At 75.6% G+C, this 18,979-nt stretch carries 11 protein-coding genes; 10 read left to right on the top strand and 1 reads right to left on the bottom strand.

From position 1 onward, the window contains the following. The first annotated feature begins 210 nt into the window (after nucleotides 1-210). The 3 genes from ACH4D3_RS08675 (at nucleotide 211) to ACH4D3_RS08665 (ending at nucleotide 4,527) form a co-directional block, all read left to right on the top strand. On the top strand, nucleotides 211-1,602 hold the full coding sequence (locus tag ACH4D3_RS08675; protein ID WP_398318146.1) for an SLC13 family permease: 1,392 nt from the start codon (nucleotides 211-213) through the stop codon (nucleotides 1,600-1,602). 98 nt (nucleotides 1,603-1,700) lie between these two features. Then, nucleotides 1,701-3,158, top strand: a complete 1,458-nt coding sequence (locus ACH4D3_RS08670; protein WP_398318143.1) for an acyl-CoA synthetase — start codon at nucleotides 1,701-1,703, stop codon at nucleotides 3,156-3,158. Continuing rightward, complete coding sequence (locus tag ACH4D3_RS08665; protein ID WP_398318140.1) at nucleotides 3,151-4,527, top strand: carboxyl transferase domain-containing protein; 1,377 nt, start codon at nucleotides 3,151-3,153, stop codon at nucleotides 4,525-4,527. The genes ACH4D3_RS08670 and ACH4D3_RS08665 overlap by 8 nt, the downstream gene beginning before the upstream one ends. 249 nt (nucleotides 4,528-4,776) lie before the next feature. Here ACH4D3_RS08665 and ACH4D3_RS08660 read toward each other — a convergent pair whose 3' ends face one another. Then, complete coding sequence (locus ACH4D3_RS08660; protein ID WP_398318137.1) at nucleotides 4,777-8,442, bottom strand: S8 family serine peptidase; 3,666 nt, start codon at nucleotides 8,440-8,442, stop codon at nucleotides 4,777-4,779. A 226-nt stretch (nucleotides 8,443-8,668) separates the two neighbouring features. Between ACH4D3_RS08660 and ACH4D3_RS08655 the strand changes: the two genes are divergently transcribed. The 7 genes from ACH4D3_RS08655 (at nucleotide 8,669) to ACH4D3_RS08625 (ending at nucleotide 18,814) form a co-directional block, all read left to right on the top strand. Then, a complete protein-coding gene (locus ACH4D3_RS08655) occupies nucleotides 8,669-9,055 on the top strand; it encodes a CU044_2847 family protein (protein ID WP_398318941.1) in 387 nt (128 codons plus the stop codon). Further along, nucleotides 9,052-10,716 carry a trypsin-like peptidase domain-containing protein gene (locus ACH4D3_RS08650; RefSeq protein ID WP_398318134.1) on the top strand — a complete coding sequence of 555 codons (1,665 nt, stop codon included), beginning with the start codon at nucleotides 9,052-9,054 and terminating at the stop codon, nucleotides 10,714-10,716. The genes ACH4D3_RS08655 and ACH4D3_RS08650 overlap by 4 nt, the downstream gene beginning before the upstream one ends. Nucleotides 10,717-10,764: 48 nt before the next feature. Beyond that, a complete protein-coding gene (locus tag ACH4D3_RS08645) occupies nucleotides 10,765-11,790 on the top strand; it encodes an AAA family ATPase (RefSeq protein WP_398318131.1) in 1,026 nt (341 codons plus the stop codon). After that, a complete protein-coding gene (locus tag ACH4D3_RS08640; RefSeq protein WP_398318128.1) occupies nucleotides 11,790-15,818 on the top strand; it encodes an SAV_2336 N-terminal domain-related protein in 4,029 nt (1,342 codons plus the stop codon). Before ACH4D3_RS08645 ends, ACH4D3_RS08640 begins: the two co-directional genes overlap by 1 nt. Nucleotides 15,819-15,987: 169 nt before the next feature. Next, nucleotides 15,988-17,076 (top strand): rod shape-determining protein, encoded by a 1,089-nt coding sequence (locus tag ACH4D3_RS08635; RefSeq protein WP_398318125.1) that lies wholly within the window; start codon nucleotides 15,988-15,990, stop codon nucleotides 17,074-17,076. A gap of 77 nt (nucleotides 17,077-17,153) precedes the next feature. Then, nucleotides 17,154-18,581 (top strand): GAF domain-containing protein, encoded by a 1,428-nt coding sequence (locus ACH4D3_RS08630; protein WP_398318122.1) that lies wholly within the window; start codon nucleotides 17,154-17,156, stop codon nucleotides 18,579-18,581. A 77-nt stretch (nucleotides 18,582-18,658) separates the two neighbouring features. Further along, a complete protein-coding gene (locus tag ACH4D3_RS08625) occupies nucleotides 18,659-18,814 on the top strand; it encodes a hypothetical protein (protein ID WP_398318119.1) in 156 nt (51 codons plus the stop codon). Nucleotides 18,815-18,979 lie beyond the last annotated feature (165 nt).

Raw genomic sequence — 18,979 nt, 5'->3', positions numbered from 1 at the left:
CGTAGCACCGGGGCCGAGGGTGGCCCGGTGGCCGAGTGGCTGAGCCAATTCTTGCGCGACCCCTTGACGTGACCCCGGGCCGGGCCCACGCTGACCAGCCAACCGCACCACCCAAGTGGCTCAGCCACTCGTCCACTTCCTCAGCCACTTTCTCAGCCCTTCTCTCGGCCATTCCCATCGGCAGTCAGGTCAGCACTCGGGAGCCCCCGCATGTCCCCCGAACTCATCTCGATCCTCGTCCTCGTCGTGGTGTTCGTCATCGCCACCACCCGCTCCGTCAACATGGGCGCGCTCGCCTTCGCCGCCGCGTTCGGGGTGGGCACGCTCGTCGCCGACCTCGACGCGGACGGCATCTTCGCCGGGTTCCCCGGCGACCTGTTCGTCGTCCTCGTCGGCGTCACCTATCTGTTCGCGATCGCCCGGGCCAACGGCACCACCGACTGGCTGGTGCACGCGGCCGTCCGGCTGGTGAGGGGTCGGGTCGCGCTGATCCCCTGGGTGATGTTCGCGCTGACCGGCGCGCTCACGGCGATCGGCGCGGTCAGTCCGGCCGCGGTCGCGATCGTCGCGCCGATCGCCCTGAGCTTCGCCACCCGGTACTCGATCAGCCCGCTGCTCATGGGCACGATGGTGGTGCACGGCGCGCAGGCCGGCGGGTTCTCGCCGATCAGCATCTACGGCTCGATCGTCAACGGCATCGTGGAGCGGGAGAAGCTCCCCGGCAGCGAGATCGGCCTCTTCCTGGCCTCGCTGGTCGCCAACCTCCTCATCGCCGCCGTGCTGTTCGCGGTGCTCGGCGGGCGGAAGCTGTGGGCGCGCGGGGCGGTGCCGCCGGAGGGCGACGGCGCCCCCGGCAAGGGCACCGGCACGGAGCCCACCGGCAGCACCGAGCCCACCGGCGGCACGAGCGGCGCGGCCCCCGGGTCCGGCGGCGGCGCCCCCACCGCCGTGGCCGTCCGCCCCGACCAGGACACCGGCGGCGGCGCCGACGGCACCGGCATCCGCCTCACCCCCGCCCGCATCGCCACCCTGGTCGCCCTGGTCGCGCTGGTCGTGGCCGTGCTCGGCTTCGACCTGGACGCCGGTCTGACCGCGGTCACCCTCGCCGTGGTGCTGAGCACCGCCTGGCCGGACGACAGCCGCCGTGCCGTCGGCGAGATCGCCTGGTCCACGGTGCTGCTGATCTGCGGTGTCCTCACCTACGTGGGCGTACTGGAGGAGATGGGCACCATCACCTGGGCCGGTGAGGGCGTCGGCGGCATCGGCGTCCCGCTGCTGGCCGCCGTGCTGCTCTGCTACATCGGCGCCATCGTCTCGGCCTTCGCCTCCTCCGTGGGCATCATGGGCGCGCTGATCCCGCTGGCGGTGCCGTTCCTCGCGCAGGGCGAGATCGGGGCGGCCGGCATGGTGGCGGCGCTCGCGGTGTCGGCGACGGTGGTGGACGTCAGCCCGTTCTCGACCAACGGCGCGCTGGTGCTGGCCGCGGCCCCGGACGTGGACCGCGACCGCTTCTTCCGGCAGTTGATGGTCTACGGGGGCATCGTGGTGGCGGCCGTGCCGGCGCTGGCCTGGCTGGTGCTGGTCGTGCCCGGTTTCGGGTAGGACCTCCAGGACCCCCTCGGTGAACCGGCAGTCTTGAGCGACAGCTCGCCGGCAACGGCCGGCGACCGCTCTCGGGCAACAGCTAAGGAGTACGACGCGTGTCCTCTCTCTTCCCGGCCCTCTCCCCGGCCCCGACCGGCGCCGCGGCCGACCGGCCCGCGCTGCGGTTCGGCGAGCGCTCCCTGACCTACGCGGAACTCGCCGCGGCGGCGGGCGCCACGGCCGGGCGGCTCGGCGGCGCCGCCCGGGTCGCGGTCTGGGCCACCCCGGCGATGGAGACCGGCGTCGCCGTGGTGGCGGCGCTGCTGGCCGGGGTCGCCGCCGTACCGCTCAACCCGAAGTCCGGCGACAAGGAACTCGCGCACATCCTCTCCGACAGCGCGCCCTCGCTCGTCCTGGCGCCCCCGGACGCCGAACTCCCGCCCGCCCTCGGGGCCCTGGAGCGCGTCGACGTCGACGTGCGGGCCCGCGGGGCGGTCCCCGAGGACGGTGCCGACGACGGCGACCCCGCGCTCGTCGTCTACACCTCCGGCACCACGGGACCGCCGAAGGGCGCCGTCATCCCCCGGCGGGCGCTCTCGACGACCCTGGACGCGCTCGCCGACGCGTGGCAGTGGACCGGCGAGGACGTGCTGGTGCAGGGGCTGCCGCTGTTCCACGTGCACGGGCTGGTCCTCGGCATCCTCGGCCCGCTGCGCCGGGGCGGGTCCGTGCGGCACCTGGGCAGGTTCTCCACCGAGGGCGCGGCGCGGGAGCTGAACGACGGCGCGACCATGCTCTTCGGGGTGCCGACGATGTACCACCGGATCGCCGAGACGCTCCCCGAGGACCCGGAGCTGGCGAAGGCGCTCGCCGGGGCCCGGCTGCTGGTGTCGGGGTCGGCCGCGCTGCCGGTGCACGACCACGAGCGGATCGCCGGCGCCACCGGGCGGCGCGTGATCGAGCGGTACGGCATGACGGAGACGCTGATGAACACCAGCGTGCGCGCCGACGGCGAGCCGCGCGCCGGGACGGTGGGCGTGCCGCTGCCCGGTGTGGAGCTGCGGCTGGTGGAGGAGGACGGCACGCCGATCGCGGCGCTCGACGGGGAGAGCGTCGGCGAGATCCAGGTGCGCGGCCCGAACCTGTTCACCGAGTACCTGAACCGCCCCGACGCCACCGCCGCCGCCTTCACCGAGGACGGCTTCTTCCGCACCGGCGACATGGCGGTGCGCGACCCCGACGGCTATGTCCGCATCGTCGGCCGCAAGGCCACCGATCTGATCAAGAGCGGGGGGTACAAGATCGGGGCCGGGGAGATCGAGAACGCCCTGCTCGAACACCCGCAGGTCCGGGAGGCCGCCGTCACCGGCGAGCCCGACCCCGACCTGGGGGAACGGATCGTGGCCTGGATCGTCCCGGCCGACCCCGCCGCGCCGCCCTCCCTCGGCACGCTGGCCGACCACGTCGCCGCCCGGCTCGCCCCGCACAAGCGGCCGCGCGTCGTCCGGTACCTCGACGCGGTGCCCCGCAACGACATGGGGAAGATCATGAAGCGGGCGCTGGACCGTGGCTGAGCGCCCGACCGCGCGGGAGTTCCTCGCCCTGGTCACCGACGACGCCACCTTCACCGAACTCCCGCACGCGGACGGCCCGTGGCGGCCCGACGGCCCCCTCGGCTGGCCCGGCTACGACGCCTCGCGGGCCCGCGCCGCCGAGCGCACCGGCGAGACGGAGTCCGTCGTCTGCGGCACCGGCCTGGTGGAGGGCACCCGCGCCGTGCTCGTCTCCTTCGAGTTCGGCTTCCTCGGCGGCTCGCTCGGGCACCGCACCGGCGACCGTCTTGAGGCGGCGTACGCGTACGCCCGCGAACACCGGCTGCCGGTGGTGCCGCTGGTGGCGACCGGGGGCAGCAGGATGCAGGAGGGGATGCTCGCGCTGACCCAGCTCCAGCGGGTGGCCCGCCAGTCGGCGCTCACCCGCGCGGCCGGTCTCGCGCAGATCGCGGTGGTGCGGGACCCGGCGACCGGCGGCGGCTGGGCGACGCTGGGCGCGGGCGCCGACGTGGTCCTCGCCCTGCCCGGCGCCCAGGTCGGCTTCGCCGGGTCGCGGGTCCGGCCGCCGGACGCGGACCCGGCGGCGTACACGGCCGAGGCACAGGTGGCGGCGGGCAGCGCGGACGCGGTCGTGCCGCCCGGGGAGTTGCGCGCGACGCTGGGGCGGTGGCTGCGGCTGCTGACGGCGCCGTCCGGCGAACCGGCACCGGTGCCTCGGCCGCTGGGCGCGCGGGACCTGCCGGCCCGCGGCTGGGACGCGGTGCGCCGGGCCCGCGCCGCCGGACGTCCGCGTGCCGGGGCGTACCTGGACGCCTACTTCACCGACCGCGTCGCCCTGTCCGGCGACCGCTGCGGCGGCCGGGACCCGGAGGGCATGCTGTGCGGCTTCGGCGCGCACGCGGGGCGGACGGTGGCGTACGCCGCCCAGACGGGCACGGCGACCCGGCCCGCCGGGTACCGCACCGCGACCCGGCTGGTCCACCTCGCGGACCGGCTCGGCATCCCGGTGCTGACCCTGGTGGACACACCGGGCGCGGCCAACGACGCGGAGGCGGAGCGGGCGGGGGCGGGCCCGGCGATCGCGGACCTGTTCGGCGCCGTGGCCTCGGTGCGTACGCCGGTCACCACGCTGGTGATCGGCGAGGGCGGCTCGGGCGGGGCGCTGGCGCTGGCCGCGCCCGGCAGCACGTGGGCCACCCCGGACAGCTACTTCTCCGTCATCGCGCCGGAGCACGCGGCGGCGATCCTGAAGCGCCCGCCGGCGGAGGTGGAGGCGACGGCCGGTCAACTGCGGCTGCGTCCGCAGGACTTGGCCGAGCTTGGCGTGATCCGAACAAGCGAGCAGGTGTTCCCTGGAACAGGTGATCGTCGCTCTGAAGAGCGTATGTGACTGCAGGGACCAACGATACTTACGGTGTGCAAGCAACGGGCTGCAGACCGTAGTTGACGCACATGTCCCAGGTAGTCCCGGCGGGGCCCCGCGGTCCCGCACATGAACAGCGCAAGGAGCTGCACGATCATGAACCTTCTCACCGACATCCTCGCCGGCCTCGTCCACTTCGTCGGCTGGCTGGTCTGACGGTCCGAGAACCCGACGGCGCCGCCTCCCCGTCCCAGGGAGGCGGCGCCGTCCGCGTGCCTACCGCACGGCCACCGCGCGCACGATCTCCTGGGTGACCGAGCCGCCCCGGTCGTCGCGCGCCGAGGCCCGCAGCGAGACGTGCTCGGCGTCGCGCGGCACGCTCAGCGTCCCGTGCCAGGACGCCTCCCCGTCACCGCCGCGCAGCCGGACCTGGTGCCAGGTCGCCCCGCCGTCGTAGGACGCCTCCAGCTTTCCGCCGCCGAGCCTCCCGGTGTCCGGGGCGCCCGCCACGTACGCGGCGTCGAGACCGACCCGCAGCTTCTTGCCGGCGCGCACCTTCCCCGCGAGGTCGGTGTCCACGTCGAAGGAGAGGTTGATCAGCGGCAGGAACGTCCACCGGTCGTCCGGCGTGGCCGCGGACCGGAAGGTCCACTCCGAGTGGCCCTTCGTCGCCAGCGGCCAGCGTGCCGCGTCCAGCGTCGTGTCGGTGACGAGCCGGTAGGCGTGCTCGTCGGCCGGGGCGTCCCACACGTACGCGGCGGAACTCGGCCCCTGGTCGACCAGTTCGCCGTCCAGGTACACCGACGTGGTCTGCGTCATGCCGCTGCCCTCGCTCCACACGTCGCCGAAACCGGTGTGGTCGGGTCCCGAGTCGCCCCAGCCGGGCGCGTTGAACTGGAGCCGGTTCCCGGCCCGCTGCTGTCCCCAGCCGAGCCCGGTGCCGAGGTAGGGGTGCCACACCGGCTTGAACCAGTTCAGCTCCGCACGCGAGCCTCCCCGGTACCCGGACAGTCCGCCGCGCTCCTCCAACGCCCCGTCGGCGCTGGTCACGGTCTCGTGCCAGAGCTGGTCCGGCCCCGTGGAGACGTACTCGGTGCGCTCGACCGGGTAGTCGATCCGCTCCCGGAAACCGAGACCGATCGGGAAGGTGTCGGTGATCGAGTACCGGAACTCGCCGCCGCTGGACGGTTCGTCGCCGTGGTACTTGGCGCGCAGCACGGCCAGGTCGCGGTGGCCCGGCTCGTAGGTGAGGTCCCGGTCGGGCACGGCGCCCTCGTGTCCTTCGGACAGGTCGTACACGTAGGGCGTGTTGCGGGTGCCGGTCATGTCGACCCGTCCGGCCCCGTGCAGCCGGCGGGCGTCGGCCGCGGAGACGGTGGCGATCTGGAGCGGCCGGTCGGCGTTGTCGTCCGTGCCCCACCACGACATCAGCCGTCCGGGGGCGTCGTCGGTGACGAACAGCGCCTTGACGCCCGCCTCCTGCGCCGCCCGGGCGAGCGCGGCCGGTTCGGTCCCGTCGGTGAGCTTCGCGAGCACCGCCTTGCCGCGTACGCCGTCCGGGAAGGGCCCGGCGCCGACGGCCCCGACGTCGACCAGGGGCAGCCGGGTGCGGCCCTCGATCAGGGTGCCGCCGGACTGGACGGTCGCCTCGCCGATCCCCTTGACCTCGAGGAGCGGCTTGCCGAGCCGCCACACCGTGCGGTACTCGAAGTCGCCCCGGGCGACCTTGCCGGTCGGCGCGGCGAAGATGCTGTCGTACGTCAGCGGCACCTGCACCGCGCCGAACAGGTCGGAGCCGTTCGCGCTGCGGTCGTACTCCATGAGGAGCTGCCGGGTCTCGGTGCGCCGGTCGACGTCGGCGCCGATCTCGCGCAGTTCGCGGCCGTCCAGGGTGATCTCGCGGTCCCGGTCGACGACGACCTCCGGGGCGGCGAGGAAGCCGAGGCCGAGGGAGTCGGCGCCGTGGCTGCCGCGCACGTCCAGGAAGGACGACAGGCTGTACGTGCCGGGCTTGAGCCGGAGCTTCAGGGTGCCGGACTCTCCGACGTGGGCCGGGAAGGGGTCGACGCCCTCGGTGAGCTGCTGGACCGTCAGGTCGGCCGGGGTCGCAGCGCCGGAGCGGTCCTTGACGTGCACGGTGAGCGTGTACCGCTCGCCCTCCTTGACCAGCCCGAACGCGGTGTGCGCGAGGGTCTTCCCGCTCGCGTCGGCCGCCACGACCTGCCCGCTCGTGCTGCCGACCGGCGCCTTGGATCCGTCCCCGGTGACCGTGGTCGAGGCGGTGCCGTGCGCGGGCACCGTGAGGGAGGTGTCGGCGAGGGTGGCGACGCCCTCGGGGGCGCCCCGCACGGACAGCTTCAGCTCGACGTCCGTGTCGGAGGAGTTGGTGTAGGTGACGGCCCTGGTGACCGGCTCGTTGGCCTCGTACGGCCAGGAGTAGAAGCCCAGGTCGGCGCTGCCGGTGGCGGTGACGCCGGCGCCGACGGCCTCCGGCACGCTGACCCGGCCCGCGCCCAACTGGTAGGCGGGAGCGTCCAGTTCCTTCGACGTGGACATCAGCGCGTCCTTGAGCCGCGCGCCGGTCCAGTCCGGGTGCTCCTCGGCGAGCAGGGCTGCCACGCCGGCGATGTGCGGCGTCGCCATCGACGTCCCGTCCATGCTGGTGTAGTCGCCGCTGCCCTCGGCGAGCCGGGAGCGGGCGGCGAGGATGCCGACGCCCGGGGCCGACAGGTCGGGCTTGAGCGCGTTGTCCCCGTACCGAGGTCCGGCGCTGGTGAACCAGGCGGCCTGGTCGGCGGAGTCGACCGCGCCCACGGTGAGGGCGGCGTCGGCCGCGCCGGGCGAGCCTATGGAGGAGGGGGCGCCGGTGTTCCCGGCCGCGATCACGAACAGCGCGCCGGTCTCGCGGGACAGGGAGTTGACGGCCTCGGCCATCGGATCGGTGCCGTCGCTGGGTTCGGTGGAGCCGAGGCTCATGGAGACGATGTCGGCGTCCACGTCCCGGGCGGCCCACTCCATGCCCGCGATGATCTCCGACTCGCTGCCGAAGCCCTCGTCGTCCAGCACCTTGCCGACCGCGAGCGTGGCGCCGGGCGCGACGCCCTTCTCCTTGCCGTCGGAGGCCGCGCCGCTGCCGCCCACGGTGGAGGTGACGTGCGTGCCGTGGCCGTGCCGGTCGGCGACCTCCTCGCCGGGGATGAAGCTCTTGCTCTGCGCGATCCGCCCCGCGAGGTCGGGGTGCCCGGCGTCCACGCCGCTGTCCAGCACTGCCACGGTGACGCCCTTGCCGGTCAGCCCCGCCTCCCAGGCCTCGGGCGTGCCGATCTGCGCGTTGGACTCGGCCATGTCCGCGGTGACCCGCCCGTCGAGCCACACGCCCTCGACACCGGCGCCGCCACGGGTGAATTCCCGCCAGAATGCGCGCCCCTTGTCGGCCTCCACGGCGGCCCCGCGCACGCTGGGCAGCGACCGGGTCCGCTCGGCGCCCCGCGGGGTGGCGGCCCGCGCGCCCTTGCCGTAGGTCACGATCAGCGGCAGCTCGCCCGTCTCGCCGTCGGCGAGCCCCTGCTCCAGCAACTCCCCGACGTCGAAGAGCCGTTCGTCGAGGCTGCCGTCGCGCAGGTACGGCAGGGCCTCGTCCGGTACGACGGTGGTCCGGCCGCCGGAGCTGCTGGTGCGCACGGCCCCGGTGGCGCCCTCGGGCCGCTCGACCGCGACCGTCTTCCGGCCGCCGCCGAGGTCGGTGACGGTCACCCGGTCGCCGGTGACGAGGGTGACGGTGCGGGCCGCGTCGGCGGCGGCGGCCGTGCGGGCGGCCGCCGTTCGGGAGCGCGCCGGGTCGGGGGGCGGATCCTGCGCCGCCGAGGTCCCGGCCGGCAGCAGCGCGATCACGAGTCCCGCCGACAGGAGGGTCGCCCCGCGTCTGACTGGTCCTGTGCTCATCCACGTCTCTCTTCGTGTCGTCGTAGAGTGCGGTGAAGAGTGCTGGGAGCAGTCTCAGGGGGCTTGCGGGGCTGGGGAGTTGCCCGGGAGCGGCGGTTGGTCGCCTTGGCGGGTTTCCGCCAGCGTCCGAACGGACCGGCGGCCGGGGACGGGACACGGCCGAGTACCGTCCGTCACAATGGTGCTGCGCACGGACACGTACGGCACACGGGGAGCGAGCGGCGTCATGGACGGGTTGGTCGAGTTCAGGACCGAGGACGGCGTGCGGGTGGTCGTCGAGGGCGTCGAGGACGAGGACGGGGCGCGGCTGGTCTCGCGCGGCGACGGTCCGGCCCGCGCGGCCCGCACCTTCGAGGACTCCCTGGACGGCGTGCGGGCGGCGGCCGCGTCCGCGCTGCGGGTCTTCCGGGACGGCTCGCTCAGACCCGACGCCGTGGAGCTGGAGTTCGGGGTCAAGCTGAGCGCGGAGGCCGGGGCGGTCATCGCGAAGGGCTCGGCGGAGGGCCATCTGGTGGTGCGGCTGAGCTGGTCGCCCGAGCCGTCCGCCGCGCGTACCGAACCGCGGCCGTCCCCGGCGGGTCCCGGGACCCCGGACGCCGCCGCGCTGTCATGAGCGGTGCCGCGTGGCACGCCCGCGTCGAGTGCGGCCGGGAGGTCGGCGCCGGATTCCTCGTCTCCGCCCGCCGGTTGCTCACCTGCGCCCATGTCGTCCGGTGGGCCGACCGCGCGCCGGTGACGGTGACCTTCCCGGGCCGCCGGGAGCTGGGCGAGCTGTCCGGCACGGTCGTCGTGCACGGCGGCTGGCGGGAGGGTGCCGCCGACCTCGGCGACCTGGCGGTACTGGAGCTGGACCGGGAGGTGCCGCTCACCCCGGCCGTCTTCGCCCGGCCCGGCACGGAGCGGACCGTTCCCGTCCCCGAACTGATCGCCTACGGCTTCCCCAAGGGGTACGACGAGGGCATGCTCGCCTCCTACCGCGCCCTGCCCGGGCCCCTCATCTCCGACGAGTGGGTCCAGCTGGAGGCCGTCACGGCGCACGGGCAGCCGCTGGCCGCCGGGTTCAGCGGCGCGGCGCTCACGCTGGCCGACGGCACGGTCGTCGGCATGGTCTCCGCCGTGGCCGGCGCCCGGGACGTACGGGTCGGCAGGATGCTGCCCGTCGAGGTCATGGCGCGCTACTGGCCGGATCTGGGCGAGCTGGTGCCCACCCCCGGCCACCGGGCGGACGCCCGCAGGCGGCTGTACGCGCTGGTGCGCCGGGCCGAGGAGAGCGGCCTGGACTGCGACCCGAACCGGCTGTACGTGTCCGCGATGGACGCGTTCGACCCGCCGCTGCCGGAGGGTGGTTTCGGCTCCCTTCGGGAGGCCGCCGCCTACGTGCAGTGGGAGGTGCCGGACCCGGCGGCCGTGGCCCGCTTCGCCGACCGGCTGACCGAGCGGCTGCACGCCCCGCCCGATCCGGCGCCGCGGCCCGCGACCTGGTCGCCCATCGTCGTGGAGATCGACCGCAGCGGTGCCGGTGCCGACCAGGTCACCGTCGAGGTGTCCGCCTACCGGGACGGCCGCCGCCGCCCGGTGGGTTCGCGCCGGCTGGCCCGCGGCGCGGTGCGGTCCTTCGTCCAGGAACGCATCGACGAGGCGTTCACCCAGCTCGATCCCGGCGCCGACGAACTGCTCACCTTCGTCCTCCCGCGCGAGTGGCTGAACGAACCGGTGGCGCACTGGGAGTGCGGGGAGGACGACTCCACGCCGCTGGGCTGCGCCTACCCGCTGGTGGTGACCGACCGGTACCGCCATCGCAGCGGGCGCCTCCGCCACCAGCTGCACAAGAAGTGGCGCAGGCTCGGGTCCGGCACGGGCGGCACCCTGCACCGCGTGGACTGCGGCACCCGGGAGCGGCCGGCCGGGCTGCGCAAACGGCTGCGGGACGACGCGGAGCTGGCCGGTTTCGCCACCCCGCCCTCGGCGGCACCGGAGTACTTCGAGGTCGGCCTCAACCTGCCCGTCCCCGTGCTGTTGTGGCCGCTGCGGGAGTGCCCCGGCGAGGAGGGACCCGACGGCCGCTGCTCCGGCACTGCGTTCCTCGACGAGCTGGCGGCGTCGGTGGCGGGCGTGCCGCCGGCCGAACTGCCCCGCCTGGTCATGGAGCTGCGCGAGACGGCGGACGCGGCGGAGGTCCCGGAGGAGCACTGGGCGCGGGACGTCCAGCTCCTGTGGGACGACCCCCGCTGTTTCGCCGAGCCGCCCGCCCTGCTCCACTCCCCGGTCGGCTGAACCGCCACCGATCCCATCACCGCACCGACCGCACGGAGAGAAGAACCCATGCCCCTGTGGCCCGTCTACACCGGCGCGCCTGCCCCCCACGACGGCATCACCCGGCTCCCTCCGCCCCCGCCCTGGCGGGCCTTCGACGGCGGCCCCGTGCTCGATCCGCCGGACGCGGACGGCGACGGCGCGGCCGCCTCGCCCGACCGCGCCCACCGTGCCGCGACCTACCAGGCCACCGAGGACACGGTGCAACTGGTCAACGCGGCCCTGTACCTGCGCCGTCCGCTGCTGGTCACCGGTCCGCCCGGCACCGGGAAGTCGTCCCTCGCCTACGCGGTCGCCCGTGAACTGCGCCTCGGCCCCGTGCTCAGGTGGAACATCACCAGCCGCAGCACCCTGGGCGACGGCCTCTACACCTACGACCCGCTCTCCCGCCTCTACGCCGCGCGCCACACCACGCGGCCGTCCGACGCCCCCGCCGCCGCCACCGGCGTCGAGGACCACCTGCGGCTGGGCCCGCTGGGCACCGCCCTGCTGCCGTACGCCCGGCCCCGCGCCCTGCTCATCGACGAGATCGACAAGAGCGACCTCGACCTGCCGAACGACCTGCTGCACGTCCTGGAGGAGGGCCAGTACGAGATCCCCGAACTCGTCCGGGCCTCCCGGGACATCCCCGACGGCCACGCCGAGGTCCTGGTCGACGGCACCGACCAGCGGGTGCCGGTGGAGCGCGGCCGGGTCCGGTGCAGCGCCTTCCCCTTCGTCGTCCTCACCAGCAACGGCGAGCGCGAGTTCCCGCCCGCCTTCCTGCGCCGCTGCGTCTCACTGCGGCTGCGGCAGCCCGACGACGACCACCTCGCCGAGATCGTCCGCGCCCACCTGGGCGAGCCCGACGGGTACGCGCGGCAGCTGATCCACCGGTTCCTGTCCCGGGTGGGCAGCGGCGAACTGGCCACGGACCAGCTGCTCAACGCCATCTACCTGGCCCGTTCCTCCGGTCTGGGCGCCGACTCCCTGGACGAGCTGGCCGAGCAGCTGATGCCCTACCTCGGCCGGTCCGCGCAGCCCGACGCCTTCTGATGCCCACCGACCGCCCCGGCGCACCGGACCCGCCGCCCCTGCCCCGCCTCGCCGACCTCCTCGGCCGGGCGACGGCCACCGGTGCCCGCCCGACGCCGCTGGAGCTGGCCGAACTCCTGTGGCTGGCCGGTCAGATGGAGACCCCGGCTCAGGATCAGGCCCCCGAGGGGGACCGGCGACAGGAACGGGAGCCGGACCGGAAGCAGGAGCGGGACAGGCCCGGCGACCGGGAGCGTGACCGGGACCAGGAGGGCGACCGGGAGCGGGAGCGGGACCCGGACGAGGACCGGGGGCCGGGGCAAGGGCCCCGGGGCGACGGGCCGGTGTGGCCCGCTCCCCGCTCCGAAGCCCCCCGCACCCCCTTGCGCCTGCCGTCCCCGGCCCCCGCCCCGGGCACCTCGGCGGCGCAGCCGCACAGCGCCCTGCTCGCGCCCGCACCGCCGATGCTGCGCCGCACGCTGGCGCTGCAGCGTGCCCTGCGTCCGCTGAAGCGCCGTGCCGACGCGCCCGTCGGCCACGAGGTGGACGAGGCCGCGACCGCCGACCGCATCGCGCGCCTCGGCGCCGGCCCCGAGTGGTGGCTGCCCGTGCTGCGCCCCGTACGGGAACGGTGGCTGCGCCTGCACCTGGTGCAGGACGCGGGTCCCACGATGCCCGTCTGGCAGCCCCTCGTGCGCGAACTGCAGGCCGCGCTGGCCCAGTCGGGCGTCTTCCGCACCGTCACCCTGCACCGCGCGGACCCCGACGGCACCGTCCGCGGCGACGGCGCCCAGCTCCCCGCCGACGGCCGTACGGTGATGCTGCTGATCAGCGACTGCATGGGACCGCAGTGGCGCGCGGGCCCGGACGGCATCCGGTGGTTCGCCACGCTGCGCCGCTGGGCGCGCCGCACGCCCCTGGCGGTTCTCCAGCCGCTGCCCGAGCAGTTGTGGCGGGACACCGCGCTGCCACCGGTCCCGGGCCGGCTGTCGGCCCCGCACCGGGCGGCGCCCAGCGCCTCGCTCGCCTTCACGCCGTACGACACCGCCGCGCCCCGCGCCCCCGAGGGGACCGTGCACGTCCCCGTGCTGGAGCCCGGGCCCGAGTGGCTGGCGAACTGGGCCGCCCTGGTCGCGAGCCCGGGCGGCACCCCGTACCCGGGTGCGGCCGCGGCGCTGCACCACCCGCTGCCGGCCGACGCCGACGACCGCACCGACGTGGCGCGGCTGTCGCCCGAGGAACTCGTCCTGCGCTTCCGCGCCAGCGCCTCCCCGCCGGCCTACCGGCTGGCCGGCCACCTCGCGCTGGGCCGCCCCGACCTGCCCGTGATGCGGCTGGTGCAGGCCGCGGTCGAGCCGGATCCGCGGCCCCAGCACCTGGCCGAGGTCATCCTGGGCGGACTGCTGACCACGGTCGCCGGGCCGCCCGGCTCCTACGCCTTCCGCCCCGGGGTGCGCGAGCTGCTCCTGCGCGGGCTGCCCCGCACCGCCCGCAACCGCACCCACGACCTGCTGCTGCGCACCGGCGGCCTGATCGACGACCGGGCGGGGCGTTCGCCGGGCGAGTTCCGCGCGCTGATCCCCTCCCGGGAGGGCACCGAGCGGGCCGGCACGGGCGAGTCGTTCGCGACGATCAGCGAGGAGAGCGCCCGGCAGCTGACCGTGCGGGAGCGGCCCCCTGCCCCCTCGCCCTTCCCTCCCGGCCTGGGCGCCCGCTACCGGCCCACCCGGCGGCTCACCCCGTCCGGCAGGATCTGGCTGGCGGAGGACACCGGACCGGACCGGACGGCACCGGACCGGACCGCGTCCGACCGGACGGCGGCGGACCGCCCGGCGCCCGCGAGCCGGACGGTGGTGATCCGGCTGCACGACCCGGCGCCCGACGCGGCCGCCCGCCAGGCGTTCCTGCGCAACGCGCGCCGGCTGACGCGGCTCTCCCACCCGAACCTGGTGACCGTGCTCGACGCGGGCATCGAGGGCGACGTCCCGTACGTCGTCATGGAGCACCTCGACGGCATAGCGCTGGGCGCCCTCACCCGGTCCGGGGACGGACGGCTGCCGGTGCCGCTGACGGTGTCCGTGGGGGCGCAGCTGGCACGGGCGCTCACCGCCCTGCACCGGGCGGGTCTGGCGCACGGCGGCCTGGAGGCGTCCCGGGTGGTCCTCCTGCCGGACGGCACGGTCCGGCTCAGCCTCTTCGAACCGGGTCTGGCCTCGGCCCCCGGGGCCCGCTCCGCGGACCTGCGCGCCCTGTGCGAGGTGCTGCTGCGGCTGACGTCGGGGATCTCGCGCCCGGCCGTCCCCATCGACTCCCGCCGCCTGGACCGGCTGCCCACCGCCCTGCGGATCCACTGCGCGCACGCCTTCGACCAGCTGCTGTCTCCGTCGCCGGCGGCCCAGGCCCGGGGCCTCGAACTGCTCGGGGACCCGGCGCTGCTCACCCGCGCGGGCGAGGCGTACGCGCCGCGCCGGTACCGGGCCCTGGGCCCGCTGCGGGTCGGCCTCCCGGACGGCCCGGCCGACCTGCCGCGGGACGTGCGCGCGCTGCTCGCGATGCTGCTCCTCAAGCACGGCCGCACGGTGACCCACGAGGAGCTGCGGTGGGGCCTGTGGGACCCGGGCAACGAGCCGCGCAACCCGCGGGGCGAGACGACCCGGCTGGCCAAGCGGCTCGCGGAGATCCTGGGCCCGGGCGTCCTGGCCACGGCCGCCCACGGCTACGCCCTGCACACCAGCGCCGACGAGCTGGACCTGGTGCGCTGCGACGAGCTGGTGCGGCGCGCCGACGCGGCCCGGCTGGAGGGCGCGCTCGCCGAGGCGCACGGCCTGGTCTCCGGCGCGCTGTCGCTGTGGGGCGACGCCGAGCCCCTCGCGGACGTGCCCGGTCCCGCCGCCCGCACCGCCCGGACCCGCCTGCTGCGGCTGCGGCTCGCCCTGCACACCAAGCGCGCCGAGCTGGACCTGGTGCTCGGCGAGTACGACCGGGCCGCCACCGAACTGTCCGGGCTGCTGCGCGCCCACCCGCACCGGGAGGACTTCCGCCGCCTCTACCTGATCGCCCTGCGCCGTCAGGGCCGGGACGAGGAGGCGCTGGAGGTGTACGAGGAGTACGAGCTGTCCGGCGGACGGAGCCCGGCCCTGACGGCACTGGGCCGGGAGCTGCGCGAGGAGTACGCCGAGCCGGTGGACGACGCGTCGCCGTGGACCGAGTACGAGTGGCGCCGCGCGGAGCCGGACGCCCCCGAGTCGATGGTGTCCGCGCCGGACGAGTTGCCGGAGGGCCCCTTCCCCACGGAGGACGGCCTCTGGACGCCCCTGCTGGACGACGACGCCGAGCACGACACGGCCCGGGACGCGAGGGAGGAACGGGCGGAGAGCCGGGCGGCACCGCGGGAAGCGCTGCGCGGCGAGGGCCCGGAACCGGAACCGGAGCCAGAGCCGGAACTGGAACTGGATCCGGACGGGGATCCGGAACCGGAGGAAGAGGAACCGGAGGAGCCGCCCTGGACCGACTTCGACACCGGTTTCCGCGCCTGTGCCCGCTACACCCTCGCCGACGGCCCGGCGGACCGCGACGCCCGCGCGGCACTGCACGGCCTGGTCGTGGACCTGCTGGCGGACAGCGGGACGGACGCCGCCGCCTACGAACTGGTGGACGAACCCGGCGGCCCGCACGTGCTGCTGGCGCCGCGGGCGGAGGCCGCCCCGCTCCTGAGGGCGACCGTCGAGGGTCTGCCCGGACGGCTGGCCCGCCTGGCCGGCCTGCGGTTGCGGATCGAGTTCTGGCAGGTGGAGTTCGGGCTGGACGGGACCGGGGAGCAGTCGCTGGGCCGGGCCGACGCCGATGCGGTCGGCGCGGTCCTGGACGCCTCCTCCGCGCAGGCCGTCGTCGCGCTCTCCGACTCCCTGTACTACGACGAGGTGCGCGAGGAGGCCCAGGACGGGCCCGCCTTCCCGCCGGACCTCTTCCGCCCGCTGGCCGACGACACCGGCTGGTACCACCTGGTCGGGGACGGCGGGCGCCCCGGCCCGGCGGCGGACCCGCGCTGACCCGGCCGGGCGCGGTCCTCCCGGGCCGCGCCGGGAACGCCCCTCGTTCAGCGGCCCCCCGCCCGGCCCCCTCCAGCGGGCGCCCGCCCGCGCGGCCGCGCACGATCGGTGCCTAAGAGGCCGGCCACCGGGCGGCCCCGCACGGTCCGCGCTCTCGGGAGGATTCGCCATGACCGCCAGTACTGCCAATACCGCCAGTCTGGAGGCGCTGCGCCGCTGCCACTTCGCCGTCGACCTGGGCGCGGCGCGGACTCGCGTGTACGTGAAGGGTGCCGGGCTCGTCGTCGACCAGCCGTCCGCCGCGGCGGTCAACACCCGCACGGGCGCGCTCATCGCGGTCGGCGAGTTCGCGGAGAAGATGACCGGCCGCACCCCCGGCTACATCCGTGTCGTGCGGCCCGTCTCCGGCGGCACCGTCGTCGACATCGAGATGGCCCAGCGCATGCTGCGCCACCTGCTCGGCGACCGGATCCGCCGCGCCCTGCGCCGCAAGCCCCGGCTGCGGGCCGCCGTCTGCACCCCGCACGACGCGGATCCGCTGTCCCAGCGCGCGGCGATCGAGACACTGGTCGGGCTCGGCGCGCGGCGCGTGGAACTCGTCGACACGCTCATCGCGGCGGCGGTCGGCTGCGGACTGCCCGTGGAGCAGCCCGAGGCGACCATGATCATGGTGTGCGGCGCGCACGCCACGCAGGTCGCGGTGCTCTCCCTGGGCTCGATCGTGACCGCGGTGCGCGTTCCGGTGGGCGGCGAGGCCGTGGACCACGCGATCGTGCAGCTGCTGCGCCACCAGCACGAGCTGGTGCTGCCCAGCCAGTCCGTGCGCCCGCTGCAGCTCGCCCTGTCCGGCAACGGGCTGACCCCGCAGGGACCGGCGTCCACCGAGATCCACGGCCGGGACGTGGCGACCGGGCTGGCCCGCAGTGTGCGGGTGGACACCGCCACCGTGCGCAACGCCATCCAGACCCCGCTGACGGCCGTGCTCGACGGCATCGGCAAGGTGCTGCGGGACTGCCCGCCCGACCTGGTCGCGGACCTCGCCGACCGCGGGATCATGATGGTCGGCGGGAGCGCGCTGCTGCCGGGCTTCGACCAGATGCTGCGTCAGGCCACCGGCATGCCGGTGCACATCGCGGAGCGGCCCGACGTGTGCGCGGTCCAGGGCCTCGGCAGCATGCTGGAGGGCCGGGTGGAGCCGCTGGTCCTGCACCCGACGACCGCCGGCTCCGACCCGCTCTCCGACTCCGACTCCGACTGATCCGCGCCACCGGTCGGCGACCGGGGAACCGGGGAACAGAGGAACCGGGGAGCAGAGGAACCGAGGAAGCCCGACGCATGACCGCGCAGCCCGCGCCCCGACTGGCCCGTCTCCTGGAGGCCCTCCTGGACGTCGGCACCGCCCTGGACCTGCGCGGCGTACTGCAGCACATCGTCGACGGCGCCGCCGAGCTGACCGGTGCCGACCGCGCGGTCCTGGTCGTCGCGGACCCGGACGCGGGCGGCCTCGCCGGAATCCGCACCCCGGGGCCGGACCGCCCCGTACCGGAGACGGCGCCCCTGCTGCGGATGCCGGTCCACGTGCGGGACGAGGAGTTCGGCGAGCTGCGGCTGACCGGGCGGCCCGGGGCGGCCCCGTTCACGATCGAGGACGAGCAGCTGCTGCGGGTCCTGGCCACCCAGGCCGGTGTCTCGATCGGCAACGCCCGGCTGTACGAGACGGCCCGGCAGCGGGAACGCTGGATCGAGGGCGCGGCCGCCGTCACCACCGCGCTGCTCACCGAGGAGGGCGCGGGCGACGCGCTGACCACGGTGGCCGAACGGGCCCGGCTGCTCGCCGGCGCCTCGGCCGGTGTCATCCTGCATCCGACCGCCGAGGGCGGCATGGCGATCGTGACCGCCTCCACGCCCGACGACCCGGACGGCATGGTCGGCGCGACCATCGCGCCGGGCAGCCCCGTACTGGAACAGCTCCTGGGCGGCGAGCCGGTGTTCATCGAGGACTCGGCGACCGATCCGCGCATGACGACCCACGTACGGCACCGGTTCGGGCCGAGCATGATGCTGCCCCTGCAGGCGGGCGGCCGGCTCATCGGCACCCTCGCCCTGCCCCGCCGCCGCGGCGGACGCCCGTACACGGACCTGGAGCGGCTGCTCGCGACGCAGTTCGCCTCGCAGGCGGCGTTCGCCCTCGTGCTGGCCGACGCCCGGCGCGGCAGGGAGCGGCTGGCGGTCTACGAGGACCGCGACCGCATCGCCCGGGACCTGCACGACCTGGTCGTGCAGCGGCTGTTCGCCACCGGCATGATGCTGGAGTCCACCCAGCGCCGCCCGGGTGCCGACGACGTTGGTGACATCCTCGGCCGCGCGGTGGACGAGCTGCGCTCCACGGTCCGTGAGGTCCGCACGGCGATCCTCACCCTCCAGCAGCCCCCGGCGGGCCCTCCGGCGGGGCTGCGCGGCCGGGTCCTGCGCGAGACCGCGTCCGCCGCCGCCCGGCTCGGCACCGCGCCGTCCACGCACTTCAGGGGCCCCGTCGACGCCCGGGTGCCCGACCGGGTCGCCGATCGCCTGCTCACCGCCCTGCGCGACGCGCTGGCCGCCGCGTCGGCGCGCCCGGACGTCTCCCGCGTCGAGGTCACCGTCGAGACGCCGGCCCGCTCGCCGGAGGGCCGGGACGGCGTGCGCCTGCGGGTCGCCGACGACGGCACGGGCGCCGGGGGCGAGGGGCGGGGGACGACGGTCACCTGGTGGGCGCCGCTCTAGGTACTGCCGGGCCGATGGTGCCGCTCCGCCGGACGGGGTACCCGTGCCGTGACCGCCCGGCAGGAGGAGGTACCACGATGAGCGAGCCGACCCCGTCCCAGGCCGAGGGCGAACGCGACGACGAGCCGGACACCCCCGAGGTGCCGCACACCACGCCCTCCCAGGCGGAGGGCGAACGGGACGACGAAGACGAGAACGCGTCAGTTGTTCAGCCGCCCGGAACGGGCTGCTGAACAACTCGGGACACGCTGAAATCGGCAGCGCAGGCCCTGTAGATCACTCAGCGGCTCAACGATCAGGGCGGGCGCTTCGTGGGTCGGGGGACGAGTACGGCCCCCCGCCGGAGCGGCAGCCCCGCGCCGCGTGTCCCACGGGAGGAAGACGTATGGCGGAAGGCG

Source organism: Streptomyces sp. NPDC018026, assembly GCF_044327745.1.
Taxonomy (GTDB): domain Bacteria; phylum Actinomycetota; class Actinomycetes; order Streptomycetales; family Streptomycetaceae; genus Streptomyces; species Streptomyces rubrogriseus.
This window is presented reverse-complemented; position numbering and strand designations above follow the sequence as displayed.

What these genes read in the sequence shown, in the direction of transcription:
- ACH4D3_RS08645 (WP_398318131.1), top strand. Translation starts at nt 10,765, where the DNA reads ATGCCCCTGTGGCCCGTCTACACCGGCGCGCCTGCCCCCCACGACGGC.
- ACH4D3_RS08650 (WP_398318134.1), top strand. Translation starts at nt 9,052, where the DNA reads ATGAGCGGTGCCGCGTGGCACGCCCGCGTCGAGTGCGGCCGGGAGGTC.
- ACH4D3_RS08660 (WP_398318137.1), bottom strand. Translation starts at nt 8,442, where the DNA reads ATGAGCACAGGACCAGTCAGACGCGGGGCGACCCTCCTGTCGGCGGGA.
- ACH4D3_RS08640 (WP_398318128.1), top strand. Translation starts at nt 11,790, where the DNA reads ATGCCCACCGACCGCCCCGGCGCACCGGACCCGCCGCCCCTGCCCCGC.
- ACH4D3_RS08675 (WP_398318146.1), top strand. Translation starts at nt 211, where the DNA reads ATGTCCCCCGAACTCATCTCGATCCTCGTCCTCGTCGTGGTGTTCGTC.
- ACH4D3_RS08625 (WP_398318119.1), top strand. Translation starts at nt 18,659, where the DNA reads ATGAGCGAGCCGACCCCGTCCCAGGCCGAGGGCGAACGCGACGACGAG.
- ACH4D3_RS08635 (WP_398318125.1), top strand. Translation starts at nt 15,988, where the DNA reads ATGACCGCCAGTACTGCCAATACCGCCAGTCTGGAGGCGCTGCGCCGC.
- ACH4D3_RS08655 (WP_398318941.1), top strand. Translation starts at nt 8,669, where the DNA reads ATGGACGGGTTGGTCGAGTTCAGGACCGAGGACGGCGTGCGGGTGGTC.
- ACH4D3_RS08630 (WP_398318122.1), top strand. Translation starts at nt 17,154, where the DNA reads ATGACCGCGCAGCCCGCGCCCCGACTGGCCCGTCTCCTGGAGGCCCTC.